We start from the raw sequence: 26,592 nt of genomic DNA, 5'->3' as shown, positions 1-26,592 counted from the left end.
GTGATTCACTGCGCTGCATGAACGCTGAGCGCGACGCCGTTCCCGATGACATGGTGGCCTTGAAAGAGGCGCTGGCAGCCGAGCGCGCCAGGGGGGTGGAGATTGCTGCGGAGCTGGCCGTCGCCCGTGCGAAAGCCTCGGAAGACAGCGCGCTGATCGCCCAGCAGAAGCTGCAGATTGCCAAGCTGAGACATCAGATCTACGGACAGCGGTCAGAGCGCTCGTCGCGGCTGATTGAGCAATTGGCGCTGACCTTCGAGGAACTGGAGGCCGACGCCACCGAGGACGAGTTGTCCGCCGAGCAGGCCGCGGCCCGGACGACGACCGTGCGCGGATTTACGCGCAAGCGCGCGGAGCGCCAGACCTTCCCGGAGCATCTGCCGCGTGAGCGGGTGGTGATCAATCCGCCGTCCGCGTGCGAGTGCTGCGGCGGCAATCGCCTGCGCAAGATCGGCGAGGACGTGACGCGGACGCTGGAGGCAGTGCCGCGGCAGTGGAAGGTGGTCGAGACGGTGCGGGAGAAGTTCTCCTGCCGTGACTGCGAGAAGATCAGCCAGGCACCGGCGCCGTTCCATGCCGTGGCGCGGGGATGGGCCGGTCCGAGCTTGTTGGCCATGATCATGTTCGAGAAGTTCGGCCAACATCAGCCATTGAACCGCCAGGCCGAACGTTACGCCTTGGAAGGCGTGCCGATCGCACTCTCGACCATGGCGGATGCCGTTGGATCGGTCTGTGCGTCGCTGGAACCACTGCTACGTCTGGTCGAAGCCCATGTCATGGCGGCCGAGCGCCTTCATGCTGACGATACGACCGTGCCGGTGCTGGCCAAGGGCAAGACCGATACGGGGAGATGCTGGATCTACGTTCGGGACGATCGGCCGTTTGGCGGCGCCGACCCGCCGGCAGCGATGTTCTATTACTCCCGCGACCGCAGGGGCGAGCATCCGCAGGCGCATCTGGCAGGCTATGCCGGCATCCTGCAGGCCGATGCCTATGAGGGATACAACCAGCTCTATCTGGCCGGGCGCCGCCCTGGACCGATCCGGGAAGCGGCGTGTTGGGTGCACGCCCGGCGTCCGTTCTTCATCATGGCCGACATCGAGGAGAACGCGCGACGCAAGGCTTCCGGCAAGAAGGACATCCCGCTCTCGCCCATCGCGATCGAGATGGTGCAACGGATCGATGCGTTGTTCGAGATCGAACGCTCCATCAATGGCACGAGCGCCGAGGAGCGCGTCCGGGTGAGGCAGACCCTGAGCCTGCCTCTGGTCGAGGACCTGCAAGTCTACATGCGTGAGCAACTCGCCCGACTGTCCCGTGGCCACGACCTCGCCAAGGCATTCAACTACATCCTCAAGCGCTGGACGAGCTTCACCGCGTTCCTCGATGATGGGCGGATTTGCCTCTCGAACAATGCCGCCGAGCGCGGTCTGAGGGGCATCGCTCTCGGTCGAAAATCCTGGCTGTTCTGCGGCTCCGATCGCGGAGGTCGGCGCGCGGCGGCCATGTACAGCCTGATCGTCACGGCCAAAATGAACGGCATCGATCCGCAGGCCTGGCTCGCCGATGTCCTCGCGCGCATCGCCTCTCATCCGGCTCACCGGCTGGACGAATTACTGCCCTGGAAATGGACACCGGCATCAGCGCTCTCTGCTCGCGCGGCATGACCATGCACGTCAACAAGGTTCATCACGTCACCACCATCACCCAAGTCGCGAAAGACCTCGGGGAAGATGAAGGCTGGCTGACCGACGTGGCCAACGAGATGGACATCGAGGACGGCGTGATCTGGGTCTATGGCGTCGGAGAAGACGGCGTCCCTGCCTTCACTGACCAAGGGGTCGAAACTCTGATCGAGCTGGTGCGGATGCACAAGGAGAAGCCGGAGCTGCTCTATCGCCAGCGAACCGAGTAATCGACCCAGCCTGCGGCTCACGCCGGATGCTTACGGATGCACGATCCACTCGCGCGATGCTCGGGCACCGACCGGCGACGCTGAAGCGGACGGACGGATCTGAACCTCAACTGCTGGAATGGCATCGGGACGTACATCGGTATTCGAACAGCTCAAGCTCGAACTGCCGATCTCGAAGGCCTTGCCGCCGAGCACCTTGCCGAGCCATGTATGCCAACGGCAAGCACGACCAGCTCGTTCACTATCGGCACGATCTCTTCTCTTGGTAAGCGGATGGCACTGCTCAATCTGATCGACCGTTTCGGCTGTTCTCTCCCGATGCCTGTCGCGGAACCTTCGGTCGCTTGCGCGTATAGCCGATCAGCTTGCGCTGACGCACGAGCGCAGTTGCAGTGCTGAACTCGGCCGGGTCCCTCGGCAATGTGGGCGTCCGAAAACCCCTATTCAATCATAAGGATAAATGGACGTTGCCGGTTGCATGGCGCCGGGGCGATCATGCAGCGTAGACCTACCTCGAGGTGGTCAGCTCGGGATTCACCAAAATCGGCGGAGCCATACTGGCCAAACGACTTCATGGACACCATCCTGCATCCACGTCCGTCGAAGGTTTGGCCTATCTACTCTGGTAGGTGTACCGGGTGTGATACCACTCGCGCGAGTGGGGGAACGGTGGTAACGTACCGGAGGCAGTGCCAGGCCAGGATAACCTGTCAATTACCCGTGCGTAGCTTCGCGAAGAGGGCTCCTATGTTGCGCAACATTGAAATTAGCTTGCTTCGCTCATTTGCGACACTTGCAAGCACGGGGAGTTTCACCCGTAGCGCCGAACTTCTATTTCGGACCCAATCGGCAATCACCATGCAAATGCAGAAGCTTGATGAATTGCTCGGTTGCAAGCTAACCTACCGGAGCGGGAAATCGATAAATTTGACAGCCGAAGGACGGATGTTGCTGCCTTACGCGCTTGAGATCATTCGCTTAAATGACGAGCTGCAAGCCAGCTTCAGCGCTTTGAAGCACCGCGAGCAGATACGCATTGGAACCTCGGATGATTATGCGGTGATTCTGCTTCCGAGAATAATCCACGCGTTCAGAGCGACCCATCCAGATGTCGAACTGACCGTACATTGCTCAAATCGCAATCAGAATCTGGAGAAGTTTAAGCAGGGTGAGCTCGATTTCTTGCTTACCCCCGTCACCGCGGAAGAAAACATAGGTGAGACACTGCGAACCGATCGCCTGGTCTGGATCGGTTCTCCGGGCATCAAGATCACAGAGAGTGAGCCGGTTCCATTGACAGGCTTTCCTCTGGGTTGCGTGTGCAGGGACTTGATGATTCGAATTCTGACAAAAAGTAATCGGAAGTGGAAGTTTGTCTATTCGAGCAACAGTATTGTCTCGATTCATTCCGCAATCATGTCTGGCCAAGTCGTGTCTGCAGTTGAAGAGAGCACGGTTCCCAATGGAGTGAACATTATCGACGGACAGTTTGGGTTACCGCCTCTTCCAGAGGTCAAGATTTCTGCGATATACAAGAACGACAAGAAAAATAAAGCGCTGCAACGTTTCTGTCAGCATGTCAGCGAGGGCATAAGGGCCGGTACGGCGAGCCACGCTGTGGAGGTCAGAAGCCTGGGCTTCGCGAGCGGTTGAAAACACACTCGGCTGTTTCTAGGTCAGCCCAGCTCGAACGAAAAGCGCGTTCGCTCGCGATCGTCGCGCCTACGTCAAAAGCCCTCGCCAGCTCCCGCCGCACATTCAGCCGCCCGAACTCCGGCCTGGACAAAATAAGGGGGCAAGGTCAGCAGGGCTTTTTGTCGAAAATGATGTTCTCTCGCGCGCCCTAACTTAACGGGTCCAACCGCTGGTGGCGATCTGTTCGCGATCGTCCCGGCAGAAGGCGCTCCAAAGGGGTAGTCGTTCCGCTATCTTTGCCGCACTTCCAGAGCTGCGCACAACTTTGATCGTGGCTTCGGGCTGCACGTCCTTGACGTCGCCTTGGCGCCCGATCAGCGGGATCCGGATCCCTGCGCCCGCGCAGCGTGGAGCCAGCTTGCGCCCGATCCGCAGGGTCACTTCGGTCTGCGGCATGATCGCGACCTGGCGGGTGCCGGCCGGCTTCATCATCAGCCGGCCCCCGATCTCGCAGAGGCCCTTGTCCAGCCTCGATAGCCGACCGCAGTGCCGCGTCTCGACCGTACCGCCCTTGCACTCGGCTTCGATGGTCTCGCCGGCCGCATCGGCGGTGACGCTGCTCATTCTGGGCTGCGGGTGGATGACGATCCGCTGTCCCTCGGCGTTTTCGAATGTGCCCGCGAAGGCAGTTGGCGCGGTTGCGATGCGTCCGAAGCCCCGCTTGGCGGAGCCAGCCCGGAAGTCGATCTGCTGCGCGCGCTGACCGTCCGGATGGATCTTGACCTGTTTGACCGGCTCGCTCCCGAGCAGGGGCATGGCGTAGGCCAGCATCACCGCCCCCTCGTAGAAGTGCCGGTCCGGGCGTTCCGGAGGCTCTCGGCGGTTGGCGGGCGCTCCACGATCAGGTCATCGAGGTCCATGTTCGAAATCGCCAGCGCGTGGAAATCGGCACCTGAACGCGACCCGGATTGCCGCCGTCGGCGAAACTAATGCTGGGCAGGTGGAGTGCCATACCCGGCTCGGTCTCTGTCGCTCTGGTCGTGGGCGCGTTCAAGATCACGAGTCTATTGCAGCACTCGATCTTGATCCACAGGTCTGAGGTCCGCAAGGGATCACTCGCGTCGCCTCGGATCGGATAGATCGCTTTCTGGTCTCCTGCGGAAAGCCGACCCGCCGTGCTGCTTCGCCTTTCTGATCAGTACAGCCCCGCTAACCAGAGGTCATAAGCGCGTGGAAGCCAAAGGGCCGGGCCACGCTGAGTCCGGTCAAGGCTGGCTAGCCGGCTTCGCCGGTCGCGCTTAGGCGCGAGCTCTAACTGGGCTACGGTGATCCGGCAGCGGTCTTCCATGCGCTTATGGCTAGATTTGCCCAATTTTGCGAACCAGTTCGCCAAGCTGCGATTGGTGCCATTCGGAACGTTGATCTCCCAGCTCTTTCTTCTTCTAGCAACACTCTGGGTGTTAGAGCAGTGCCGTGCTGCGACAAGTAACCACAATGACTTACGACCGCCGATACTACGCCGCGGAGAGGCGCTTTTATCTTGCCGTCGAGCCCGCTCTCCGCTCGCTCGTCTCAAATCCCAGTCTGAACTGCGCTCAGACACCGCGCGGCGGCGCGACGAGTAGTGGGTCTCGGGCACCATCTTTGCTGTTGCTCCGGTCTGACCATTGGCATACGGCCGCAGGCTCTTGGCGATCTATCGACAGAATCCAGAGCGATCGACCTGCACCAGCGATGCTATTCGTTCGAAGATTAGAGATGGGATGTCCGACGGCCCAGTAACGTCAATTCAACACGGACCGGGCCAGCATCGAGGAAAACTGGTGTTGAAGCCGCACGCAAATCGCCGACACGGATGGACCAGACTAAGTGTCGATTGGCGGCAGCTCTGCAGCAGCGGCCCGGATGGTGGCCGTTAAGGGTAGGGCTGTAGCGGGCAACGTCGCGCAATTCGGCCGTTACGCTCTCGCTTCGGATATGCCACCTTTGCGGCGCACCTGCGCGCAAGGCAGGGCTCGCGAGGCTTCGTCCGCTTTCGCCAAGCGGCGGGCAAAATCATCCCGCCGTCCGGCGCCACTCCGCCCAAGACTCTTCGTATCTTCTCCACGGGGCGAACAGGAGGGATGACTGATCCGGTCTGGGCAGGGAGCTCCCGTTCCCGCCACTTTGGTCAGCGTCATCGCTCTGAATCAGCCGGCCTTTCGCGCGCCTCCGATGGCGCGGGGCCGAGACGCAAGGAGCAACATCCGATCATGACCGAGTCCGTTCCGCCCCATCCATTCGATGACATGGAGGCGCTGGCCTGGCTTCGCTCGCAGCCCGAGGGACGCGTGACGGTCAGTGCCGCTGAGCTCGGACGCCAATGGGGCTGGAATAGGATGCGGACCGGTCGTCGCCTGAAGGCCTGGGAGCGCGCGGGTCTGATCAGTCGTAACGCTGAAGCGATCAATGTAACGGCGACCGTGACGTCGACCGTTACAAATGGCACCGCCGTCGTTACGAACGCTGCCGGCGTCACAGGGATGTCTGGAGCAGAGGAAGCCCACCGTTCGCCGACACGCGTCAAGCTCGCCGCCTTGATTGTGGCTCTGGCGCTGGCTTGTGTATCGGCTGCCTTTTCCATCGACGGCCTGACCTCGATCTTTGCCGGAGCCTTCTGGCCTGTCATCATCATGGGTGCGGTGCTGGAGGCCGGAAAGCTCGTGGCGGCGGCCTGGCTGACGGAGCATTGGACGTCGGCGCCGTCCCTCCTTAGGTTCGTCCTTGTCCTGATGATTGGCGTGTTGATGGGCCTGAACGCCGTTGGCGTATTCGGCTTCCTCACCCGCGCTCACCTCGACCATATGGCATCCATAGATATCAGCCTTGCCGACAGAAGCGCAGACGTCGAGGCCCGCCTCGGAATGCAGAGCAGAGTGGTCACCGACATCGACCGGCGCGTTGCCCAGATCGACGCGGCCATCGACGAGGCGACGCGCCTTGGCCGGCCGGTCGGAGCGATGACGATTGCTGACCAGAGGCGTCGCGAACGTGCCGACATCGCGGCGGAACGCCAACGTGAGTCCCAGGCTCTCGCTAATCTACAGATCGAAAAGGCCAAGACTGACGCGCAACGCAGGCGTGCCGAGGCCGAGGTCGGACCGATACGATATCTCGCCGAGCTGATTGGCATACCCGCCACGGACTTCGAGCGAGCGGTCCGGCTGCTCACGCTGGCGCTCGTTGCCGTCCTTGATCCGATGGCAGTAGCGCTCCTGCTCGCTGCCGGAGTTCACGCCAGACGTGCGGGTTCATTCTGACCGTTTGCAGCCAGCGCCAATGCTGATCCGAGCCGACGTTGCGAGGCAACGCGCAGCAAGCATGCGCGGCGAGGTTCTTCTGCGACCACCAGACGGTTTCCCCGGGGACCTTCACCGCGTCGCGATACATCGGCGGCAGGTCGGCAAAGAGTGCCTCGGCACTGGGATAGTTGATGCCCGGCATGGTGCCAACTATCGCTGCTTACCGAGGCTCGGTAGGCCGCCGCTGACCACGCCGCGCACACCGGTGGTGTAGTGGTCAAGGCTTTCGCCGCGCTGGCGCCAGATGCGATCCTCTTCGGTCGGGTCCGGCTCGCTGTCGCCGCGCTCGGCCATGATCTTGCGATTCCGCGCCTTGATCGCCTTCAGGCGCTTGGCGTTCGCCTTCCGCTTGGCCGCCTTTCCTTGGCGCCGCGCTTCTTTCACCTTCTCCGAACGCCTCGCCATGACACGGTTCCTAGGCCAGACGATGCCAATGATCCACGGATGAAGCGGCCACGGTCCCAGGTCCAAACCACCCCTGCCGGAGACCGGATCGGCCGTAGTTTTTGTATTACGACTAGTCAATACAAGCTGTGCTTGACGAATTCCAGGTATCTTGAAATCTCGGGACGCGGCGGCGCCACACCAGGGGTCCGCCCCGGTGAGGATCCAGCCTTCAACCGAAGGCCACCTCCACGGGGGCGCGACGTGTGCGCGTTTTCTGGTGCTGCTTGGCGTTCGGCGCTGGGGCGGCTCAAAACTGTAAGGGTGATCTGGTGTAAGCGTTGCGTAACGCGCCGGTTTGAAACGGGGGCACCAGATCCATTTTTGTTGTCCAGTCCAGCGGACGGTCACCATCCCAGAGCTTGGGTAAGAGCGGCTAGTGCCGCGAAGAACGCAGCAATAGCGTTCAGACGCGATTGACGCCGGAGCGTGCGCAATACGTCCTCGAATTGCTGGTTTGGCCCACCAGCACCAACATAGGCCTGAAACCAAACATTGCTAGGTATTTTGCCGAGAGCAGAAGCAAGCCAAAGCACAGCGGACACTACGGAAAATAGCACGGTCCAATTCATGTCGATCACTCCCAATCTCTTTCTGGTTGATGCGGAGGCTGGGCATTCCTGCCGAGCAGACCGATGGCCGGGTGAGAGCCGTAGGCATGCTAGTCCAAAGTCCTCAAATGCCGGTCCCATCCACCAACAAAACAGACCAAGCCTTGTGTTCGTTACATTGCGACACCGCGAAGATGGCTGCCTGAGCCGTTGTCCAATCCGTGCCCTGTAGCTGCAGGGCTTCATCGGTCAAATACAAATTTTCGGATTCGTGACATTCGAGTCCAGTAAATTTGATATGATTCTGCGGGTTATCCGCGTTTGGAAGCGGTTGTTCCTTATCGCCGTCCAATAGGGCGAATCTAGCCACTCCGACGTTCTAGCGAAGCGCCGGAATATCTTTTCGAGGTCCGTTTGATATTTCCGTATCTCCTCTCCGTTGCAGAGAATCACCGAAAAGCTAACCAAAGTGGTGCGGGGGGACTTGGCTCCAAGTTCGATAGTCGTCGTCCCCTTCGACCAAAGCATTCGCACGCGAACAGGCGTCCCAGCATGGCCTCCGAGGCATGCAGCCAAATCAGCTTTTACCCCAGTGAACGCATCTGCCGCCTCGTAAAGCTCGACCGGCTTACGTGGCTCGCCGAAGTAGGTCCTGTTCGCGACGGGCAAGAGGGCTTCCCGCAGGCCCACCATTTGGATCAGGTGGTCGAGCAGATCGATCGTGGCGCCGTAGCCATGGCGCTCATGGAAGCGAAACACGATGCAGGCCATGAAGCCGCGGACATTGTCCTCCGCGATCAGGACGCGGTCGGCCTCGGCGTCCAGGTCGTTTCCGGCGGCGAACCGGACCGGTTCCGCATTGGGCCCGCAGTGCGATGACGGGGCTGATCGTCAAGCGGCTCTTGCGAGGTGGCTGTAGGGGGTATGGAAGGGGGCGACAAATGCGATCGGTTCGGGACCTTCGTCAAGCTGCTGCTGCTGACGGCGCAACGGCGCGAGAAGGTCGCCAAGATGAAATACGCCGACATCTCCCAGGACGGGGTGTGGACCATTCCATCCGACGACGAACGTGAAGCTGATGAAGCATCTGCCGGACGACATGCCGCAGTGGCAATTGCATGATCTGCGCCGCACCGCTCGCAATCTGATGGCTGATGTAGGGGTAGAGGACCCTATCGCCGAACGAGTGCTCACCATGCCATCTGACCTTGCCCCTCGGGCTTAATCCAGTTTGAAGTTCGTTCTGGCCCAACGAGGACCAGAGCATGAAGCGCAGCCGCTTTACGGAAGAGCAGATCATCGGGATTTTGAAGGAGCACGAGGCTGGCGTTCCGGTCGCCGATCTGTGCCGCAAGCATGGCGTGAGCGACGCCAGCATTTACAAGTGGAAGGCCAAATTCGGCGGAATGGACGTCTCGGAGGCCAAGCGGCTAAAGACGCTGGAGGACGAGAATACGCGGCTCAAGCGGCTGCTGGCGGACGCCATGCTGGACAATGCCGCCCTGAAGGATCTCCTGGGAAAGAAGTGGTGACGCGCGCGGCGAAGCGGAAAGCTGTCGGACATCTCATGGGCGTTCACGGGATGAGCGAACGGCGGGCGTGTAAAGCCATCGGCTGTTGCCGCATGACGGTCAGATATCAGACGAGCCGGGCCGATGATGCCGGGCTGCGGCAGCGCATGAGGGCGATCGCCCATGAGCGCCGCCGCTTCGGCTATCGTCGCCTGCACGTCCTGCTCAAGCGGGAGGGCTACCTGGTCAATCACAAGAAGCTGTTCCGGCTGTACAGGGAGGAGCGGCTCACGGTGCGCCGCAGAGGTGGCCGCAAGCGCGCTATCGGGACACGAGCGCCGATGACGGTGCCGCTGCTCCCGAATGATCGCTGGTCGCTCGACTTCGTGTCGGATCAGATGACCGATGGCCGGCGCTTCCGCATCCTGACCATGGTCGACGACTGCACCCGCGAGTGCCTGGCGCTGGTGGCCGACACCTCACTCTCGGGCACCCGGGTCGCTCGAGAGCTGGACCGGCTGGTCACCGAGCGCGGCAAGCCCAAGATGGTGGTGAGCGACAACGGCAGCGAGCTCACGAGCAATGCTATCCTGACATGGGCCGATCAGAGCCGTGTCGCCTGGCACTACATCGCGCCGGGCAAGCCGATGCAAAACGCCTTCATCGAGAGCTTCAACGGCCGCTTGCGGGATGAACTACTGAATGAGACCCTGTTCACCTCGCTCGCCCAGGCCCGCGTCGCGCTCCGATGCTGGCGGACCGATTATAACGACGCTCGGCCGCACTCCCAGCTCGGATGGAAGACGCCATTCGAGTTCGCCGCCACCTGCAACCCGCGTCGGGATCTGGCGCTGCGCTATGTCGAGAGCTCCGCGCCAGCTCCCGCCGCTACCGCCGCCCAAATGGGCTCATCCAACCGCCCGAACGAACTCGGACTTGGATAAAACTTGGGGGCAAGGTCAGGTAAGATCGCCACCCAAATTCCGGCCGTGGACCACAATACGAGAGATCGGCGGGGAACCGCAGAGGGACCCCGTAAAGAGCCGACTCGGAGGGGAGTAGGAAGCGATTCGGGACGGTCCCGTTTGTCACCGGCATGACCTTAACGGCCATTAACCGTTGACCTAGTGGTCGTGTTATGGTGGTGGCTGCCTTAGGGGAGGAGGTCAGATGAGCAATCAAGTGCTTCAATTCGTAGAACAGTGGACCAGCCAGAACATTCACAATCAGGCGGGGCTGGACCCGACCGACTACATTTCCGATCAGGTAGAACAGCTAATCGATGATGCTGAAGCAAAAGGGATCAGCGAGGACGAACTCGAGACCGCAGTCGGCGATCTGGAGGAGTACCTCCGGGCGGCCTACGCAAAGATCGAGGATTCCGATCTCGGTTTTCACGATCCCGATTGAGGAGGGCGGCTTGGGCAGAGCGCCTAAAGGTGGTCCGGAAACCCCGAGACTTGCATGACGTTGAGTGATACTATTCGAAAGGCATTCAGGGACCGGAAACTGTTCGGTTCGGGGGTAGGCGAGTAATCCAAGGTGGCTGAGCGCCTCAAAATCACAATCCGAGCTTCCGGCGCCCATGTGGACGTTCTGACCGTTCAGGACGCCATGCGGCAGGTATTGGATATTTTCGAACTTCTCGAAGCCGAGAAGGACCCAGCAGTCGAATGGAAGCTCGCCAAGGCCACGACTAATAGTCCCTTCCACATCGAGGCGGAGGCGGTGAGCCTTCAGCCGGCAGTGGATGTCACAGTGATTGCCCGAGCGCAAAAGCTGGCGGTTGCCAACGGACTGCGGGAGGTTGCGGATGGACGCTTCCCGGATACCTGGGAACGGACCTCCCGGATCAGCACTGCCAAGCGGTTGTTCCTTAGAAACCTCAATGGGATCGGCGCAACCACCATAGATTTCGAAATCGGTGAGCCGATCACAGTCACTCCCACCGTCGCCGGGCAGGCCATAAGGACGCTAGAGCGTCGGCCTACGGATGGTCTCTACGAGTTTCGCACGCCTAAACAACAAATTGGATCGGTCGTGGGCACGCTATCCGAGTTAGGGACACATTGGAGTCATCCGGCAATCAAGATCGTGGAGGCTCGCAGTAATCAACATCTATGGTGCCGTCTCACCCCGGAGTTGATGGTTCAATTCGAGGACAGAACGAGTTTCAAAGACATCTGGGAGCACCGGCGAGTGATTGTTCGCGGACGGCTTCGCTACGACGACCGTGGCGCGCTGTCCTACGTCAATGCCACCGATATCGAGAAGATCGACCGCCCCACTGTCTCCACCAGTGATATCCTCGACCCCGAGTTCACTGGCGACCTTTCTATTAGCGAATACCTAAATCGATTTAGGGATGGCTCGATTGGCTGAGCGGCCTCGATATTACTGGGACGCCTGCGCTTGGATCGCACTGATCAAGCAGGAGGCAGGACGATTCGACGATTTGAATTTCTTGGTCGATCAAGCCAGAGCCAAGACCGTTGAAATATGGACTTCGGCCTTCACACTGGCGGAAGTGTTCAAGCGCCAGTGTGACTCTGAGAAAAAGGGACTCACCATCGTCGACGACACCTCATTCGAAGATCTTATTCTTCAGGATTGGGTGATGACCGTTCAGGTCGACTATCATGTTGGACAACTAGCCCGGAGATTGCTTCGAGCGTACCCGGGGATCGCCAAACCGCAGGATGCAATCCATTTGGCAACGGCGCTGCTCCACAACCTCGATGAAGTTCATACCTTCGACCGAAAGAACCTGACCGATCTAAACGGCAAAATTCAGCGCAAGGATGGGAAGTCCCTACGGATATGCGCGCCGCCAAAGAAGCCCGCGCCCACCCCCGACAATCAGATGAGTCTGCTCGACAACATCGACAAGGCGCAAGAGCAAGGCGGGACCGAGGAGATCGGCAAACAAGCAGGTGCGGCTGGACCATCATAGGTAGTTTCCGGAAGCCGAGATGACATCGGGCACCCTTTTCACTCACTGATCAATTCATGGCTGACGAAGTCAAAGAAAAGCCGACCGCGCTCGATTTGCTCCGTCGCGCGATAATACGCTTTCGTAAAGAACCGACGTAGGAGGTGCTTTGCATTCGCAGGAAATGGGGCGTCGGAAAAACGTACATGTGGGAGAACTTACTGGCGAAAGCAGGCAAGGACGTTGCCCTGCCTTCTTACTCCTACGTGTCGCTGTTCGGGGTCGATACCCTCGACCGCTTTAGACTCTCGATCTTCGAGAACGTCATCCCAATGGCCAGCATTGCGACGGGTCCAACCATGGAGTCGCTAGGTGAAGATCTGAAATCGGAATGCGAGCGGCCGAACGGCGCGCTGCTGAGATGCCCGCCTCTTGGCTCGGCTGGGTAGGCTCTGACCGGAACTTAGGCGAAGGACTGGATGAGATATCGTATGTTCGGCTGGTGTGGGGAAAGGCGGTAGCGTTCCCCTGAATCGAACCCCCGACTTTTATCGAAATCAGCGGCATCCGTCCGAAGCGCAGATTTTACGTCTACGGCGAGGGCATGCGCGAACTCGTGAGAAGCGCGGTGGCGGCTAGTGGCACACCTTTGTGCACGAGATCGGTAAAGCCAAACTCCGGTAAGAGAAGAGCGCCTCCTTTGCGGCTGTTTCAGCCGATTTCCTTGCGCAAGATCCATTTGGAAACGCCGGCTAAGCTATTGATAAGTCTGGTGGCCGATACGGGAGTGTTTTCCAAACTCGCCTTGAGGACATTGAATAATCGAACTGATTTTGATTCCGCCATACGGAGGTTCGATCCCTCCCGCCCCGGCCAGCTCACTCATCCGATGTTGCGTCCTAAACATGCGCCCGTGGCCGGCCGCTATCCTGCTGCAGGCATTCGGTCGCTACGAAAGGTTCGATCTTGTTCGGTTCGACGATCGGATCAGCGGCCTCCGAGAGGCCGTCACCGTTGACACTACGTCACGGCCTTCTGATGATACGCGTCCAGGACGTCGTCGGCGGTGTAACTCTTGCGTTCGGAGAACATCGTTCTCAGCATCGAATCCGACGACAGGCGAAGCCGCTTGACGACGGCCTCCGTCATGACCGGCTGAAGGCCGAGCTCCTGCAGGCCGTCGCGGACGCCTTCCATCTCGACCGCCCGACGTTCGGCGTGCAGCACATCCGTGCGAATGCACATGTCCACGAACTTGCTGAAGGTCGTCGCGTCCATCGTGTCGCAAATGCCGCGCAAAGCTTCCTGCCGAACGCCCGCCAACGACGCCGCCGTCAGTGCTTCAACAACCAGCGCTTCAATCCCCTTGGTCACGACGCTGCGCAGCATCTTGACGGCCGCCGCCATGCCCGCCTCGGGGCCGGCGATGTCGATCGTGAAGCCGAGCGGCGCAAATGTGCGGGCAAATTGCGCAGCTCCGCTGCCCGACGTGTACAGCGGGACCTTCGCCCCATAGAGACTGACCGCGCCCATCAGATTGGCGTCGGCGAACCGTCCGCCGCGCGCTTCGACGGCTTTCGCCACATGCGTCTTCGCCGCTGGCGTCGAGGCGTTGATATCGACTACCAGCGCGTCAGGCCTGATGATTCCTGCGATCGCTTCGCCGGTGGTCTTGGCGGCGGCGACGACCACCGCCGAAAAGATGACGTCGCTGTCGGACAGCCTCTCGAGTCCGTCGACCAAGGTGACGCCGTGTCGAGCGGCCTGCGCGATGAACGCGTCGGAATAGGGCGGGCGATTCACCTGTCCATGACAGTAAGCCGAGATCGGTGCGACGCCCTGTGTCGCCAGATGTGCCGCAAAGCACTGCGCGGCTTCTCCAAAGCCGACGAAACCAATCCTGGGAGGCGGCATTCTGATGCTCCGAAAGACGTGAACCTGTCGATGTGCGATCCTTGCAGGTCTGTCTGATGGTGTCAATGAACCGTTTCATCGAAACTGCAAGAAGGGTTTGCCGGTCGGTCCTCTCGCCGTTCGCGCCGGCAAATCCCGACCACGCGGAGGTGCTGAGACGCGATCGCGACGTGCGGCGGTCGATGCGATCAGATCGCTCTGCAGGAGCCGCGAACGACGAGCGAAACCGGAAGCCGGATGCGGCGGGGAGGCGCCTGCTTTTCCTGGTCGATCCTGTCGAGCAGCATTTCGGCGGCATGGCGGCCCATTTCCGATCGGTCCCAACGCAACGCCGTGATCGGCGGTGTGCTGAGTTCGGCGAGATCGGAGTCATTCCCGCTGATGATGGAGATGTCCTGGCCGACCACGAGGCCCGCTGCGCGCACGGCGCGCAACGGCCCGGACAGCGTATCGAGGCCCGCGGCATAGATGGCGGTCGGTCGTTCGGTGCGGCCGAGCAGGGCGGCCGTTTCGCGAAATGTCGCCTCGTTCGAAAGCAGGCGGGTGCGAACGAGATTGGGATCAATTGGAACGCCTGATGAACGATGCGCCTCCGTATAGCCTGCGATGCGGCTGCGGGACGGATAGGCTTTGGGATCGCCCACCAGCAACGCGATACGGCGATGACCAAGAGAAAGGAGATATTCGGTGGCCTGGCGCGCGCCGGACTGATGGTCGGCCGAGACGCTGTCGACGGATTGAACGAGTTCACGGTCGATCAGCACGATCGGCATGGCCGCATTGGTGATGGCGTCGACGAGATCCGGATCGGTCTCGTCGCTCATCGTCATCATCACGCCGTCGACGCGGCGCTGGGAGAATGTCTGCAGCAGCGAAAGCTCGACGCTCTTGGCATTCGCGGTGCTTGCAAGAATGAACGTGTAGCCGGCAGCCCGGAAGGTCGCTTCTGCGGCCTTCACATAGTTGGCAAACCCCGGAATGTCGAAATCGCGGATGGCGCAGGCGACCATCTTCGTCCGCGTGCTGCGCATGCTCTGGGCGATGGCGTTTCTTTGATAGCCCAGTGCGGAGATGGTCTTGAGGACGCGCTCGCGCACCTCCTTGGTCACCGACTGGTGGTCGTTCAGGACCCGCGACACCGTTCCAATCGCGACGTCTGCGGCCGTCGCGACATCGCGGATCGTCACGCTGCGTTTCGTCGCCTTTCCCATGGTCCCGCCCCTCCGGCCGCCGCTCACGCCGACCGGCGTGATTGACGCCAGTTAGCATGGAAATCGCCACCCGGTACGAAATACGCCCGAGAAGACGGGGAATGATTGGAAACGGTTCATTGACGGCGGGCCAAAGACCATGTTTACTGGCCGCAGCAACTCGTTTCCTGGAGATGAACGTGTTCCAATCCGCCCAGCGCCTCTCGCGCGTCAAGCCTTCCCCCACCGTCGTGCTGTCCGCCCGTGTTGCCTCGCTCATGGCGGCCGGGAGGGACGTTCTCGGACTCGTCGCCGGAGAGCCAGATTTCGATACGCCGGACAACATCAAGGCGGCCGCTTCCGACGCGATCGCCCGGGGCGAGACCAAATACACGGCGGTCGACGGGACGCCCGCGCTCAAGGATGCGGTCGCCAGCAAATTTCAGCGCGAGAACGGATTGAACTATGAGCGTGACCAGGTCATCGTCAGCACCGGCGGTAAGCAGGTCATCTACAACGCATTGATGGCCAGCGTCAGTGCGGGAGATGAGATCATCATCCCCGCGCCTTATTGGGTGTCCTATCCGGAAATCGTGCTGCTGGCCGAAGGGACGCCGGTGATCGTTCCATGCGGGGCGGACCGAGGTTTCAAACTCGCAGCTGCCGACCTCGAGGCTGCGATCACGCCGAGGACACGCTGGGTCATCCTCAATTCTCCCTCGAATCCGTCGGGCGCCGCCTACACGAAGGCGGAGCTCAAGGCGCTCACCGACGTTCTGGTGCGTCATCCCCATGTCTGGGTGCTGACCGACGATATCTACGAGCACCTGACCTACGGCGGCTTCGCGTTCGCCACGCCGGCGCAGATCGAGCCGAAGCTCTATGACCGGACCCTGACGATGAACGGAGTTTCGAAGACATATTGCATGACGGGTTGGCGCATCGGCTATGCGGCCGGGCCGCGGCCCCTGATCAAGGCCATGGCCGCCATACAGTCACACTCCACGACGAACCCGTCCTCGATCAGCCAGGCAGCTGCCCTGGAGGCGCTCACCGGTTCTCAGGACTTCATTGCCAAGCATGTGGCGGAATTCGAGAAGCGGCGCAACATGGTCGTCGACCGCATCAACACGATCGATGGGCTCGTCTGCCACAAGCCGGAAGGCGCCTTCTATGTCTTTCCGTCCTGTGCCGAATTCATCGGTGCGCGCCGTCCTGATGGCGGCGCCATCACGAGCGACGAAGACTTCGTATTGTATCTGATGGACCACGCAGGTGTCGGGTTGGTGCACGGCTCCGCGTTCGGCTTCCCGGGATATTTCCGGTTGTCTTACGCAGCTTCGACACAGCGGCTGGAGCAGGGGCTCGAGCGCATCGCCGCCGCCTGCGCGGATCTCGAGCGTGTCGAGACGCCGGCGGCGGTACTGGCCTAGCGTGCTGAATACTGGTTGAAGGTCCCAGCTTTCATCAAGTCGAAGCCGGACACCAACTGGTCCAGCTTATATTCCCGGGCGGTCTCCATCTCGAATTTGGAGCCTCTCCGTTTCATTCGGGCTCGATCGGCTGGCCATTCAAGGAGCGAGCGTGGATCTGTCTGACCAATCGCGGGAAGGCTATCTGATTGGCGCGGCGCCGGGGATGGCCGTCACCAGCCAACCCCGGCTTTCGGAGCGGATGATCACCGTTCTCCTCAGTACGCTTGCATTCGTGGTCGCCCTCAATTCCATCATCATTTTTCCGCTGGGCCCATTCTTGGCGGACAGCCTCGGTTTTCCGCCACACAAGGTTGGCTTTATCGGCGGCAGCTATTCGATCGCCGCCGCCGTCGGCGGGATCGTGTCTGCCGCTTTTCTCGACAGATTTGATCGTCGTACCGCGCTGGTCGTCTGTGCGCTCGGCTTCGTCATGGCGACAGCCTTGTGCGCGACGGCGACGACCATCGTTGAACTGGTCGTCATCCGGGCCTGCGCCGGATTCTTTGCCGGCCCGCTGTGGGGGCTGCTCATCGCCATCGCGTCGGACAACGTTCCGCCGGAACGACGAGGTACGGCGGTTGGAATATTGATCGGCGCCTACGGCTTGGCATTGGTCGCCGGGTTGCCTCTCGGAGTCATGGTCGCGGTCTCGGCGCTGGGCTGGCAGATGAACTTCGTCGGTATCGCTGTCATCGGTCTTGCTCTCACGGTGATCGTCAGTTGGCAAATCGGCGCGCAGCGCCAGCACCTGTCGGACCTGCGCGCCTGGAGTTGGTCGGGGCAACATGGGGCCATGATCGAACTGATCACGGCGCGGTCGAGCGTCTTGGCTTTCTTGCTGATCGCGACCGCGTCCTATGCCGCTCTGTTGATCTCGCCGAATCTGGCTGTGTTTGCCGTCCATAATGGAGGACTGTCTCCTGCGCGCCTTGCAGACGTCTATCTGCTGGGCGGCGCGATGAGCGTGCTGGCGATACCGCTGACGGGTCGCTTCGTGGATAGTTTCGGCGCCGCGCCGGTGTCGATCGCGGTCGCTGTCATCACCACCGGTTTGCTGAGCGCGGTCTTCGTCGTCGGTCATGCGACGGGCATGCTCGCGGTTCCGCTGTTCGCCATGGTCATTGCGTTCCAGCTGGTGCGCAGCACGGTCAACCAGGCCTGGGTGACCCGCGTGCCGGCTGCCGCAGAGCGCGCGGCATTCCAGGCTCTCGTCGCTGCCGTCACGAATCTTGCCCAAGCCGCTGGAGCGGCCAGTGCGCCGTTCCTGCTCGACTTTGCACAGGATGGGCGGCTGGTCGGAATGGATGGTGTTGCCGTGCTCGCCCTCTCGATGACGTGGGCCGCGCCTCCCTTGTTGCTCATGCTTGATCGCGTCCTTGCCAATCGGCCGCCGGCTCTGCTCCCCAGGAGCACGTCGTAAAACTTCTGGAAGGAGAGCGCCATGCGAGATGGGTTGCTGCAAGACAATGAAACCTCCGTGCCTCAGGTTTACAGGATGGGAAACGACCATCCGGCGGCGCGAGTTCTGACCGGCAGCGAACGGGCCGATGTCGCGATCGTTGGGGCGGGACTCACCGGTCTATCCGCGGCACTCGAAGCTGCGAGGCGTGGAATGACGGTCGCAGTGATCGAAGCGAACGGAATCGGCACCGGCGCAAGCGGGCGAAGTTTCGGCCAGGTCGTTCCCTATCTGAAGCACGAGCCGGCGCATGCGCTGAAGCTGTTAGGGAACGGTCTCGGGGAACGGTTGATCGCGGCGGCCGCCGGCGGGCCGGATTTCGTATTTCGGCTCATCGAGGAATTTCAGATATCCTGCGAGGCGATGCAGACGGGGCTGATTTTTGCGGCCCATTCCGCCGCGGGCCTCGAGCGGCTGAACGAGCGTGCCGCCTTTTGGCAGGAGCGTGGCGCCGCCGTCGAAATCCTCGATCGCGACAGGACTGCAAAGGCGATCGGTGGGGGAGACTATCCGGGCGCGCTGCTGGATCATCGCGGCGGAACACTGAACTCTTTCGCATTCACCGCAGGCCTCGCGCGGGCTGCCGCAATGAACGGCGCTCGCCTTTTCTGCCGCTCACCGGTCGATGCGCTTCGTCGCCACGGGAGCGTCGGATGGGAGCTCGTGACGAAATCGGGATCGGTCATTGCCGACAAGGTATTGATCTGCACGAACGCTTACCGAAACGATTGGGCTCCTGACATAGAGGCGCTCGTCCTTCCGATCCGAGTGCACCAGGTCGCAAGCGAACCTCTCCCTGCTGAGATCGCATGCACGATCCTGCCGGGAGGACGAGCTCTCACGGATACGCGCCGGCTTCCTTCCGGCGTTCGTGTCACGCGAGACGGGCGCCTCGTCGTCACGATCGAAGGGCCGATGTTTGCGGCCGAAGGCGCCGATCTGAAGCGAGCAACTGAACGCATTTCCAGACTCTTTCCGTATCTCGAGCGGATCACCTGGCAGTCCTGCTGGAGCGGATGGATCGATATGGCCCCGGACCAGTATCCACGAATTATCGAGACGGCGCCCGGCATTCTCGCCGGGCTGGGTTTGAGCGGTCGTGGTCTTGCTCTTGGGCCCCTGCTTGGCCGCGACCTGGCCCGCCGCGCAAGCGGCGCACATTCGGACGACCTCGCGTTCGACATGGTCGCGCCACGGGATGCTCCGCGTTGGCCGATCGGGGCTCGGGTCATTGCCGGAGGGGCGGCCCTGCAACGTAGGTGGATGGATCGTATCGAGGTCTGGCGCGAACGCCGCGAGGCGCAGAACCAGCGTATCTCCAAGCATGAAAAGCGCGCCGCGCGCGAAGCAACCTGATCTGGCGCTCCGTCGCCCGAGCCTGAAATGTCACGCTGCATCCGCCTGGCGTCCCGTGCTGCCAGGCTGTTGAAAGGTCCCCAGCCGTGCGGCCGATGTCATGGTCGTTGCAAGCGGATGCATCACGGCGAACCTCCTGACTGCGTAGTTGGACGACGATACGCACTGCAGCGACCGGTCCCATGGCGCGGCGGGGCAAGACGGGAAACGGCCAGCCGGCAGCAGCTCAGCTATATCGATCACACGTTGCTCGTAAGCCGCAACAGCCTCGCCGGTTTGGGCCGCTGAAGGTCGTCGACCTCCCTCCGGTGACTGTGACGTCGTGAAGTGAACGACCGGCACGGTTGTCACTCCATTCCTCAGACCAAAGAAGGCAAGTGTGCCGACGATCGTTGCAGCCTGCGCAGACATTGAGCGGCCGATCGTGCCACGCCACGTCGGTCGACGACGAAGAACGCCGAAGCGCGCCGTCGCTTTTCGGGAAGAGGCCCTCGATCGCGTTGTCTTGGCGTCGTCCCGGGTCGATTTGGAACCGTTTCATTTCTGGCCTGCGATTTGCTTTGAGCACACGGTCTTTTGAGAAGGAGGGGACGATGCGCGCATCCGCGAAAGTTGTCAGTTGGTCGATCCTGATCTGTATGTTTCTCGCCTCGCAGCTCCCGTGTCGGCTGATAGCGGCGGAAACCATGCCAAAGCTCGACTTCGCCGGCTCCGTGACCTGGCTGGGGCAGGTGCCGATCCTTGTTGCCGTCGAGAAGGGGTTCTTCAAGGACGAAGGCCTTGATGTGAACGTCCAGGTCATCCTGAGTTCGAGTGACCGTATCCGGGCGGTGACGTCCGGCTCGGTTGCGTTCAGCAACCTCGGTCGCTCGACCGTGATCAGCGAAATGGCGCGTGGCAACGACAGTTTCTTCTATTTCGCCAATGTCGATGATTCCCCGGGCAGCGAGGGGTGCTGGGCGCGCGCCGGATTCCAATCGTTTTCCGATCTCAAGGGGCGCAAGATTGCTGCCAACACGTCTGCCGAAGTGACGATGGACGGCCTGCTTCAGAGGGCCGGGATGAGCATGCAAGACGTCCAGTTCGTGAACCTTTCGCCCAATGAGATGGCGCTCGCACTGGGGCGTGGCGATGTCGACGCTGCCTGCGTGTGGCAGCCGCTGCTCGACAATCTCAAGAAGGCTGCGCCGGACGGGACGCTTCTCGGTACGGATGCGGATACTGAAACATACAGGCGCTTCGGGACCATGTCCTCGCCTGACATCCTGATCATCTCCCGGAAACTGGTCGAGGAGCATCCTGATCAGGCGCGTCGATTGGCGACCGCGATCTTGCGTGGCGCAGACTATGTGATCGCGAATCCCGAGGCGGCGGCTGCCGCTGTCGCGCACCTTTTCCGGCAGCCGCCGGAAGTCGTGCTCGCCGGCATCCGGAACTTCAAATATTACGGTTCGAAAGGCTGGCGCGAGCATATCGACAAGCACACCGAGCAGATGCAGTTCCTGTCGCTTTGGCTTCATCGAAACAAGAAGATCGCCAGTGCTCCCGACGTCAAGCAGTGGGAGAAGACATCGTTCGTTCCAGAATGAGACCAGTTGGCTCAATCAAGAAAAGCGGCGGATTTCTTCGCCTCAAAGTCCAGAGAAAGATGATTGACATGGCGTCGGCTCGCAATTTGGTCAGTAACCTGGTGGCTCCGCTCGGGTGGACGAAGCGGAAGCGCGGTTTTGGTTTTCCGGATCGTCCCATCATCGTGTTGAACGTCGTCGGCGTGTTCGTCTTTTGCTTCACCTGGACATTGGTGACGGAGCGGGGCTGGGTCTCTCCGCTTTTCCTTCCGTCTCCGTTCAAGGTGGCAAGCGAGGCTGCAGGCGTCGCCGCGACGAACGAATTGTGGTGGGCGATTGCGGCGTCATCGCTTCGGGTCTTCGTCGGCTTTGCACTCGCTGCAGCCGTTGCGGTGCCGCTTGGCATCGTGATGGGAAGCTGGTGGCCGGCGAAGGCGTTGCTCGATCCGCTGGTCTCGCTCCTGCGTCCGTTGCCCTCCATCACCTGGATTCCGCTCGCCATGCTGTGGCTCGGCATCGGCGAGGCCCAGAAGGTCGCCATCGTGTTCATGGGAACGTGGATCTACATCCTGCTCTATACCGTGGAAAGCACGAAGCGTGTCGATCCGATCCTGATCAAGGCGGCAAGAAACCTGGGAGCCTCGAACTTTGCTGTCATGAGGTGCGTCGTGCTGCCGGGGGCGCTTCCAGGGATTCTTTCCGGCCTCAAGGTCAGTCTCGCCATTGCCTGGTCCTGCGTCTTGTCAGCTGAAATGGTTGCGGCCCAGAATGGTCTCGGCGCTTTGATCTGGTCTGCAAAGGATTGGGGAAATCTTGCTCTGGTTCTCGTGGGCATGGTCAGTATTTCGGCCACCGTGCTCGTCGCCGATCTTCTCGCCAACAAACTCGAGCGCGCCCTGCTACCGTGGGAGCGCCACAAGCGCCAAAGCTGAGCTGCCGCCAACCATGACGAAGGATGCTTCGATGTCGTCTATCATTCTCTCGGCCCAACACGTCAGCAAGTCTTTCTCCGTACGCCAGAATGACGACATTCTGGCGCTACGCGACGTCAGTCTCGACGTGCACGAGCTCGAGTTCTTGTGCCTTCTCGGGGCTTCCGGATGTGGCAAGTCCACCCTGCTGAACATGTTCGCGGGCTTCACGGTCCCCTCACACGGAGACATTCTGCTGCGATCGAGCCCGATCGTCGGCATCGACCCGCGCTGCGGCATGGTATTTCAGTCTTATGCGCTGTTTCCGTGGCGGACGGTTCGCAAGAATGTCGAGTTCGGACCCCGCATGAAGGGCCTGTCGGCCGCCGAATGCCGCGCGATCGCCGATCGATTTATCGACATGGTCGGACTGCATGGTTTTGCCGACCATTATCCAGCGGAATTGTCCGGAGGAATGCAGCAGCGCGTGACGCTGGCGCGCAGCCTGGCTGCTGATCCGGAGGTGCTCCTGATGGACGAGCCATTCGCAGCGCTGGACGCGATGACACGTCACGTCCTTCAGGAGGAATTGACCCGCATACAGCGCGAGAGTCTCAAGACCATCGTGCTCGTTACGCACAACATCGATGAGGCGCTGATCATGGCTGATCGTATCGTCGTGATGTCACCCCATCCCGGCCAGATCAAAGCTGTCATCCCGAATGAACTCCCGCGGCCGCGCGACATGGATGTTCAGCTGTCCCGTGGGTGGGGCGAATTGAAGAAGGAGATCTGGTCGCTGGTGGCAGGAGACGTGTCGCTGCACGCATCCTGATGTTCACGCAGCGAGACGCTGTGTCGCGCAAGGCCGCGAACAGGCAAGTCGGGGGAGGCGTTCCCGCCCCTGCCGGCACTGCGCAATTGCAGATCAGGCAAGAGGCCGCGAGACGATTCAGAACTGTCGTGCTGTCGCTCCGTCGATCATGAGCAGGCAACGTAGCGACGGAGGGCAGCCCCTCGCCTAGGCGGCACGTCAGCCGCGAATTAGTTCCGGGTTCTCCCATGTCTGCTTTCGGGCTTCATCGCGGTGAGGCCTGCTGATCGAGCCGTCTTGAGCGTCGCGGTGCCGAGCGTCGACCGGAGATGCCATGGACAAAACTCACGCACGGCAACGCCTGCAATTCGTGCAACCCCAACGCGATTTGAGCACTGGAGATAATTGACGCAGCGCAAAAATTTGGTAACGTTTCATTTGAGAGGTGAGAGGAAGAAGATGAAGGCGGGCTGTATGAGCGACATGTCGTCGCCGAAATAGCTCCGCGTTTTACAGTAATACGTGAAGGAGTACGTCTATTCATGGCGGTCGCTTTCAGTAGATGTGCTCGTAGTGCTCGCCTTGTTTGCTAGAAATATAGCCTCGTCTTCGTGAATACGAAAGGAATACGGCTATGTCTTGGAGCGATGCCGACACAACACCTATTGCGCCTTCAGGTCACGAGATCGAGCACGGTATAGAGGCGTCGAGGCGCTCGCTTGGTGATCAGTCTTGCATTGCAGCATCGCAGCAGCTCTTCGACCGTATTTGGAACATGTTCATTCCGATCATCAAGCGCGAGTTGATGTCGGACGGCGATGCGGTCGTGGTGAGCGACATCGATCTCCACGAAACCTACGGCACGTTCTCATCGATCGATACAGTTGGCCGCGTCATCGGCACAGTGCGCGCAGCGCACGACCCGGCATCACTTCCGACGGACTTGAGAGCAGTGCGTATCGCTTTGATGCGCCAGCTCCTCATCAATGCATCATTGCAAGCTTGCCTTAGTCGGCAGCGTTGCAAGGCGGTGGTTCTGGACTGGGCCGAAGACCGTTCATCGGGCAACGAGAGCGGACCTCTGCAGTTCGAGCTCGGTCTGCATTGTCAGGAAACGGAGTTTCTGCGAGCTCGCGTCATCAAGGGGGTGCGGGCCCTGGTCCAGGTGCTCGAGCAGGAGTTTTCGCAGCACGACGTCGCCGTTGCGCTTGACACCCTGTGGGATGCGGTTTGGTCCAACGAGGACGTCGACCTGATCGCCACCCAGTTGCTCTATGCAGACAGCGTCTACGCGGCTTTGCCGCGAGCGTTGAGCGAGGCGGCGGGCTTGCTCGCCATGAAGGGGCTCGATGCCTCGGGTCTGGAGAATTGCCTGAAGGCCTATACTTGGCTTTACGGAGATCGCGACGGGCGTCCGCATGACACGGATGCGCATACCGAACGATTGATCGTCGCTCTTGAGAGGGGCGTTCGCGCCAACTACCAGCGCGATCTCGCCGAGATCGCCGGAGATCATTCCGCGCCGGAATTCTTTCAGCGTCTCGCAGACCGGCTCGAGCCTGATCACGCGGAGGCCTTCGACTCCCCGAGGCAATTGTTGGCAGCGCTGGAGGCGGGCGACGGCCATGCCGACGAGCGCGTTCGTGCACTGATGTTGCGCATCAACGTCTTCGGCTTCCACTATCTGAAGATCGAATTCCGTCAGAATGCAGCGATGCTGACCGAGGTTGTTGACAGCATTGTCCCAAGCAGCCTGATTGCGAAGGTGCTCAGGCTCGACGCTCCGGCGTCGTATGCCGGTCTTACGATGGCCGACCGGGTTAGGCTGCTGACATGTCTGCTCGATCGCGGTCGTCGGGGTCTCCCCGAAGAAGCCTGGCTGCGATTCTGTGACAAGAACGCCGCTATTTTCCATGAAAAAAGCGCTCAATATCAGGGCAGGGACTACATCGACATCTACAACGTCGACCGCGCCCATATTCGAGTCGTGAACGCCGTCACCACGCTGAACACGCTCAGGATGTTGGAGCGATACCGTGATCGCATCACGATCCACGGCATCGCGGAGGCCGGCAACATCGATGAGCCGCTGGCGCTGCTGTTCCTGCTGGCGGCGGCAGGCCACCGTAACGGCGTCGACATCGCCCTGCAGCCCGAGGACCTCGCTGGCGCGGAATCCATGCTCCAGCAGGTCGAGCAGCTCTACGGCAATCCGGTCTATCGGGAGCATCTGGCAATCCGCGGCGACAAGCAGTTCATCACCTTCGGGCCGAGCGACACCGGCAAGCAGGGTGGCAAGGCAATGCATATCGCGAATATGCAAATAGCCAAGCAGCACCGGGCGATCGCGCGCCGCTTCGGAATCGAGCTCGTCCCAAGCATCGTCATCGGATACGAACATGCGCGATCGAACGGATCGGTCGCGGAGAACATCGAGGCGTTCGACGCCCTTGCCGGGCGCGCCGTACGCTACATGCTCTCCGGCATCCTGGAGATGCGAAGCCATCTCTTGACGCCGTTGATGGCACATCAGTCTCTGCGTGATCTTTTCCTGTTGAATGCGACGCGCAAACCGCAAGGCGTCTCAGGCGCGGTTCGCTGCAATGTGCCGGGAGAGCCGTCTCAGGTGGAGTGGACCGCGGTGGTCAGGCTCTACAAGCAGAAGTTCTTCGAGCATCCGCTGCTGCCCGCACTGCTGCGCGACATGGCGCGATTCGACATCGTTCGCGCAAACACGAAAAGTACCCGTCCTCCGTCTCGCGCCTTCGATGTGCAAGATCTGGAGTCGCGGCCGGATGCGATTCGGGCCATCCCCTGGACGCGCGCGTTCCTGCTGAGCGGCGTACATCATGAGCTGATCGGTGCGAGCCTGCTGGCGGCGCTCGATGCCGGCCATCTGCGTGATCTCTACAGAAGAGATGCGAGTTTCTGCGGCTACGTCAGGAATATTGCCTACGCAGCCGCGCGTACGCGCATGGAACTCGCCTGGCGGACGTTGTCGGGCTCTGTTCCGGAATTGGCTGAAGTCGTCTGCTTGGCAGGCGGCCTCGATCAACCGGACGGAAGGGATCCACGCGTGCTTCTGGCGTCGATTCACCTCGAATACGTCCAGGCCAAGCGCATGGTCTACAAGGCGCTGCATGGCGCCGAACCCAGCCGTCCCGAGGAACTGACCGCTGATCAGTTGCTTCGAAGCTGGCCTCTGTTGGCGCAGGAGGTGGCATGGAAGGAGCGTGAGATCGACCGCTACGTTTCTCTTCTCGTTGCCACGAAGCACGAAGGGGACCGCTTCGGCAGGGCGGAGATCCAGGACATCTATTCCGGTTTCATCCTCTCCGCCAACACCGATCTGTTTTTCTATTCGCCCATGGATCCGGGCGAGAGTCCGCCGCAACCGGTGCGTGACAGCACTGATGATGAATCCAATGTGGCTGCGGTCGACTTCCGCAGACCTCTACGCGGCGGTGTGATGGCCACGTACGCGATGCAGTGATCCGAGCCGCGGCCCATTCGGCAAGCGGCGCGTAACGAGGCTTCATAACCGCGTCACATTGCGGGGAGGGGAGACTCGCCGCT

The 26,592-nt window shown here is 60.9% G+C and carries 24 protein-coding genes; 18 read left to right on the top strand and 6 right to left on the bottom strand.

Translation table 11 applies throughout. From position 1 onward, the window contains the following. The first annotated feature begins 17 nt into the window (after positions 1-17). The 3 genes from tnpC (at position 18) to ACQR1B_RS06485 (ending at position 3,568) form a co-directional block, all read left to right on the top strand. A complete protein-coding gene (tnpC, locus tag ACQR1B_RS06495) occupies positions 18-1,667 on the top strand; it encodes an IS66 family transposase (protein WP_434835251.1) in 1,650 nt (549 codons plus the stop codon). Next, positions 1,628-1,915 carry a hypothetical protein gene (locus tag ACQR1B_RS06490; RefSeq protein WP_434835252.1) on the top strand — a complete coding sequence of 96 codons (288 nt, stop codon included), beginning with the start codon at positions 1,628-1,630 and terminating at the stop codon, positions 1,913-1,915. Before tnpC ends, ACQR1B_RS06490 begins: the two co-directional genes overlap by 40 nt. Before the next feature lie 747 nt (positions 1,916-2,662). Beyond that, the gene (locus tag ACQR1B_RS06485) at positions 2,663-3,568 is read left to right on the top strand and encodes a LysR family transcriptional regulator (protein ID WP_284421641.1); all 906 of its coding nucleotides are present in this window, start codon (positions 2,663-2,665) and stop codon (positions 3,566-3,568) included. A 195-nt stretch (positions 3,569-3,763) separates the two neighbouring features. Here the strand turns inward: ACQR1B_RS06485 and ACQR1B_RS06480 are convergent, their stop codons facing one another. Beyond that, the gene (locus ACQR1B_RS06480) at positions 3,764-4,381 is read right to left on the bottom strand and encodes a hypothetical protein (RefSeq protein WP_284421640.1); all 618 of its coding nucleotides are present in this window, start codon (positions 4,379-4,381) and stop codon (positions 3,764-3,766) included. 1,421 nt (positions 4,382-5,802) lie between these two features. Here ACQR1B_RS06480 and ACQR1B_RS06475 point away from each other — a divergent pair. Beyond that, positions 5,803-6,849 (top strand): hypothetical protein, encoded by a 1,047-nt coding sequence (locus ACQR1B_RS06475; RefSeq protein WP_316203624.1) that lies wholly within the window; start codon positions 5,803-5,805, stop codon positions 6,847-6,849. Between the two features lie 192 nt (positions 6,850-7,041). On the opposite strand, the gene ACQR1B_RS06470 is transcribed toward ACQR1B_RS06475, so the two are convergent. The 3 genes from ACQR1B_RS06470 to ACQR1B_RS06460 all read right to left on the bottom strand — a co-directional run bounded on the left by ACQR1B_RS06470 (position 7,042) and on the right by ACQR1B_RS06460 (position 8,256). Next, positions 7,042-7,296: a hypothetical protein gene (locus ACQR1B_RS06470; RefSeq protein WP_316203623.1), complete on the bottom strand. Its 255-nt coding sequence runs from the start codon at positions 7,294-7,296 to the stop codon at positions 7,042-7,044. A 386-nt stretch (positions 7,297-7,682) separates the two neighbouring features. Next, positions 7,683-7,907 (bottom strand): hypothetical protein, encoded by a 225-nt coding sequence (locus tag ACQR1B_RS06465; protein ID WP_316203622.1) that lies wholly within the window; start codon positions 7,905-7,907, stop codon positions 7,683-7,685. Positions 7,908-8,010: 103 nt separating this feature from the next. Beyond that, positions 8,011-8,256: a hypothetical protein gene (locus ACQR1B_RS06460; RefSeq protein WP_316203621.1), complete on the bottom strand. Its 246-nt coding sequence runs from the start codon at positions 8,254-8,256 to the stop codon at positions 8,011-8,013. A 182-nt stretch (positions 8,257-8,438) separates the two neighbouring features. Here ACQR1B_RS06460 and ACQR1B_RS06455 point away from each other — a divergent pair, with 182 nt between their 5' ends. The 7 genes from ACQR1B_RS06455 to ACQR1B_RS06425 all read left to right on the top strand — a co-directional run bounded on the left by ACQR1B_RS06455 (position 8,439) and on the right by ACQR1B_RS06425 (position 12,778). Next, entirely contained in the window at positions 8,439-8,765 is a 327-nt protein-coding gene (locus tag ACQR1B_RS06455; RefSeq protein ID WP_316203620.1) for a hypothetical protein, read from the top strand. 45 nt (positions 8,766-8,810) lie between these two features. After that, positions 8,811-9,008: a hypothetical protein gene (locus ACQR1B_RS06450; protein WP_316203619.1), complete on the top strand. Its 198-nt coding sequence runs from the start codon at positions 8,811-8,813 to the stop codon at positions 9,006-9,008. Between the two features lie 143 nt (positions 9,009-9,151). Continuing rightward, positions 9,152-10,341, top strand: a protein-coding gene (locus ACQR1B_RS06445; RefSeq protein WP_434875099.1) for an IS3 family transposase whose coding sequence is annotated in 2 segments (ribosomal slippage) — positions 9,152-9,401 and positions 9,401-10,341 — 1,191 coding nt in all. Because the reading frame shifts where the segments join, the coding sequence is not laid out codon by codon here. Positions 10,342-10,567: 226 nt separating this feature from the next. Then, positions 10,568-10,807 carry a hypothetical protein gene (locus tag ACQR1B_RS06440; protein ID WP_316203306.1) on the top strand — a complete coding sequence of 80 codons (240 nt, stop codon included), beginning with the start codon at positions 10,568-10,570 and terminating at the stop codon, positions 10,805-10,807. A gap of 132 nt (positions 10,808-10,939) precedes the next feature. Beyond that, a complete protein-coding gene (locus ACQR1B_RS06435) occupies positions 10,940-11,779 on the top strand; it encodes a hypothetical protein (RefSeq protein WP_316203305.1) in 840 nt (279 codons plus the stop codon). After that, entirely contained in the window at positions 11,772-12,350 is a 579-nt protein-coding gene (locus tag ACQR1B_RS06430) for a type II toxin-antitoxin system VapC family toxin (RefSeq protein ID WP_316203304.1), read from the top strand. Before ACQR1B_RS06435 ends, ACQR1B_RS06430 begins: the two co-directional genes overlap by 8 nt. Positions 12,351-12,535: 185 nt before the next feature. Next, on the top strand, positions 12,536-12,778 hold the full coding sequence (locus tag ACQR1B_RS06425; protein WP_434837177.1) for a hypothetical protein: 243 nt from the start codon (positions 12,536-12,538) through the stop codon (positions 12,776-12,778). Positions 12,779-13,349: 571 nt separating this feature from the next. Here ACQR1B_RS06425 and ACQR1B_RS06420 read toward each other — a convergent pair. Together ACQR1B_RS06420 and ACQR1B_RS06415 are read right to left on the bottom strand one after the other, a co-directional pair. Beyond that, positions 13,350-14,243: a DUF1932 domain-containing protein gene (locus ACQR1B_RS06420; RefSeq protein WP_434837176.1), complete on the bottom strand. Its 894-nt coding sequence runs from the start codon at positions 14,241-14,243 to the stop codon at positions 13,350-13,352. A gap of 188 nt (positions 14,244-14,431) precedes the next feature. Then, positions 14,432-15,454, bottom strand: a complete 1,023-nt coding sequence (locus ACQR1B_RS06415) for a LacI family DNA-binding transcriptional regulator (RefSeq protein ID WP_434837175.1) — start codon at positions 15,452-15,454, stop codon at positions 14,432-14,434. Positions 15,455-15,627: 173 nt separating this feature from the next. Here ACQR1B_RS06415 and ACQR1B_RS06410 point away from each other — a divergent pair, with 173 nt between their 5' ends. The 7 genes from ACQR1B_RS06410 to ACQR1B_RS06380 all read left to right on the top strand — a co-directional run bounded on the left by ACQR1B_RS06410 (position 15,628) and on the right by ACQR1B_RS06380 (position 26,509). Further along, positions 15,628-16,866 carry a pyridoxal phosphate-dependent aminotransferase gene (locus ACQR1B_RS06410; protein ID WP_434837181.1) on the top strand — a complete coding sequence of 413 codons (1,239 nt, stop codon included), beginning with the start codon at positions 15,628-15,630 and terminating at the stop codon, positions 16,864-16,866. Positions 16,867-17,017: 151 nt separating this feature from the next. Further along, entirely contained in the window at positions 17,018-18,328 is a 1,311-nt protein-coding gene (locus ACQR1B_RS06405) for an MFS transporter (protein ID WP_434837174.1), read from the top strand. A 21-nt stretch (positions 18,329-18,349) separates the two neighbouring features. After that, complete coding sequence (locus tag ACQR1B_RS06400; protein ID WP_434837173.1) at positions 18,350-19,723, top strand: NAD(P)/FAD-dependent oxidoreductase; 1,374 nt, start codon at positions 18,350-18,352, stop codon at positions 19,721-19,723. A gap of 593 nt (positions 19,724-20,316) precedes the next feature. Next, a complete protein-coding gene (locus ACQR1B_RS06395) occupies positions 20,317-21,312 on the top strand; it encodes an ABC transporter substrate-binding protein (RefSeq protein WP_434837172.1) in 996 nt (331 codons plus the stop codon). A 59-nt stretch (positions 21,313-21,371) separates the two neighbouring features. After that, the gene (locus tag ACQR1B_RS06390; RefSeq protein WP_434837171.1) at positions 21,372-22,223 is read left to right on the top strand and encodes an ABC transporter permease; all 852 of its coding nucleotides are present in this window, start codon (positions 21,372-21,374) and stop codon (positions 22,221-22,223) included. A 31-nt stretch (positions 22,224-22,254) separates the two neighbouring features. Beyond that, complete coding sequence (locus ACQR1B_RS06385; RefSeq protein ID WP_434837170.1) at positions 22,255-23,037, top strand: ABC transporter ATP-binding protein; 783 nt, start codon at positions 22,255-22,257, stop codon at positions 23,035-23,037. A 613-nt stretch (positions 23,038-23,650) separates the two neighbouring features. Beyond that, positions 23,651-26,509, top strand: coding sequence for a phosphoenolpyruvate carboxylase (locus tag ACQR1B_RS06380; protein WP_434837169.1), 2,859 nt, complete (start codon positions 23,651-23,653; stop codon positions 26,507-26,509). Positions 26,510-26,592: the final 83 nt, after the last annotated feature.

This window comes from Bradyrhizobium oligotrophicum (genome assembly GCF_051168495.1).
In the GTDB taxonomy this organism is placed as follows: Bacteria; Pseudomonadota; Alphaproteobacteria; order Rhizobiales; family Xanthobacteraceae; genus Bradyrhizobium; species Bradyrhizobium oligotrophicum_A.
The sequence above is the reverse complement of the archived record's forward strand: the minus strand, read 5'-3'. Positions and strand labels throughout refer to the sequence as shown.

What these genes read in the sequence shown, in the direction of transcription:
- tnpC (WP_434835251.1), top strand. Translation starts at nt 18, where the DNA reads ATGAACGCTGAGCGCGACGCCGTTCCCGATGACATGGTGGCCTTGAAA.
- ACQR1B_RS06490 (WP_434835252.1), top strand. Translation starts at nt 1,628, where the DNA reads ATGGACACCGGCATCAGCGCTCTCTGCTCGCGCGGCATGACCATGCAC.
- ACQR1B_RS06485 (WP_284421641.1), top strand. Translation starts at nt 2,663, where the DNA reads ATGTTGCGCAACATTGAAATTAGCTTGCTTCGCTCATTTGCGACACTT.
- ACQR1B_RS06480 (WP_284421640.1), bottom strand. Translation starts at nt 4,381, where the DNA reads ATGCTGGCCTACGCCATGCCCCTGCTCGGGAGCGAGCCGGTCAAACAG.
- ACQR1B_RS06475 (WP_316203624.1), top strand. Translation starts at nt 5,803, where the DNA reads ATGACCGAGTCCGTTCCGCCCCATCCATTCGATGACATGGAGGCGCTG.
- ACQR1B_RS06470 (WP_316203623.1), bottom strand. Translation starts at nt 7,296, where the DNA reads ATGGCGAGGCGTTCGGAGAAGGTGAAAGAAGCGCGGCGCCAAGGAAAG.
- ACQR1B_RS06465 (WP_316203622.1), bottom strand. Translation starts at nt 7,907, where the DNA reads ATGAATTGGACCGTGCTATTTTCCGTAGTGTCCGCTGTGCTTTGGCTT.
- ACQR1B_RS06455 (WP_316203620.1), top strand. Translation starts at nt 8,439, where the DNA reads ATGGCCTCCGAGGCATGCAGCCAAATCAGCTTTTACCCCAGTGAACGC.
- ACQR1B_RS06450 (WP_316203619.1), top strand. Translation starts at nt 8,811, where the DNA reads ATGGAAGGGGGCGACAAATGCGATCGGTTCGGGACCTTCGTCAAGCTG.
- ACQR1B_RS06440 (WP_316203306.1), top strand. Translation starts at nt 10,568, where the DNA reads ATGAGCAATCAAGTGCTTCAATTCGTAGAACAGTGGACCAGCCAGAAC.
- ACQR1B_RS06425 (WP_434837177.1), top strand. Translation starts at nt 12,536, where the DNA reads ATGTGGGAGAACTTACTGGCGAAAGCAGGCAAGGACGTTGCCCTGCCT.
- ACQR1B_RS06420 (WP_434837176.1), bottom strand. Translation starts at nt 14,243, where the DNA reads ATGCCGCCTCCCAGGATTGGTTTCGTCGGCTTTGGAGAAGCCGCGCAG.
- ACQR1B_RS06415 (WP_434837175.1), bottom strand. Translation starts at nt 15,454, where the DNA reads ATGGGAAAGGCGACGAAACGCAGCGTGACGATCCGCGATGTCGCGACG.
- ACQR1B_RS06410 (WP_434837181.1), top strand. Translation starts at nt 15,628, where the DNA reads ATGAACGTGTTCCAATCCGCCCAGCGCCTCTCGCGCGTCAAGCCTTCC.
- ACQR1B_RS06400 (WP_434837173.1), top strand. Translation starts at nt 18,350, where the DNA reads ATGCGAGATGGGTTGCTGCAAGACAATGAAACCTCCGTGCCTCAGGTT.
- ACQR1B_RS06395 (WP_434837172.1), top strand. Translation starts at nt 20,317, where the DNA reads ATGCGCGCATCCGCGAAAGTTGTCAGTTGGTCGATCCTGATCTGTATG.
- ACQR1B_RS06390 (WP_434837171.1), top strand. Translation starts at nt 21,372, where the DNA reads ATGATTGACATGGCGTCGGCTCGCAATTTGGTCAGTAACCTGGTGGCT.
- ACQR1B_RS06385 (WP_434837170.1), top strand. Translation starts at nt 22,255, where the DNA reads ATGTCGTCTATCATTCTCTCGGCCCAACACGTCAGCAAGTCTTTCTCC.
- ACQR1B_RS06380 (WP_434837169.1), top strand. Translation starts at nt 23,651, where the DNA reads ATGTCTTGGAGCGATGCCGACACAACACCTATTGCGCCTTCAGGTCAC.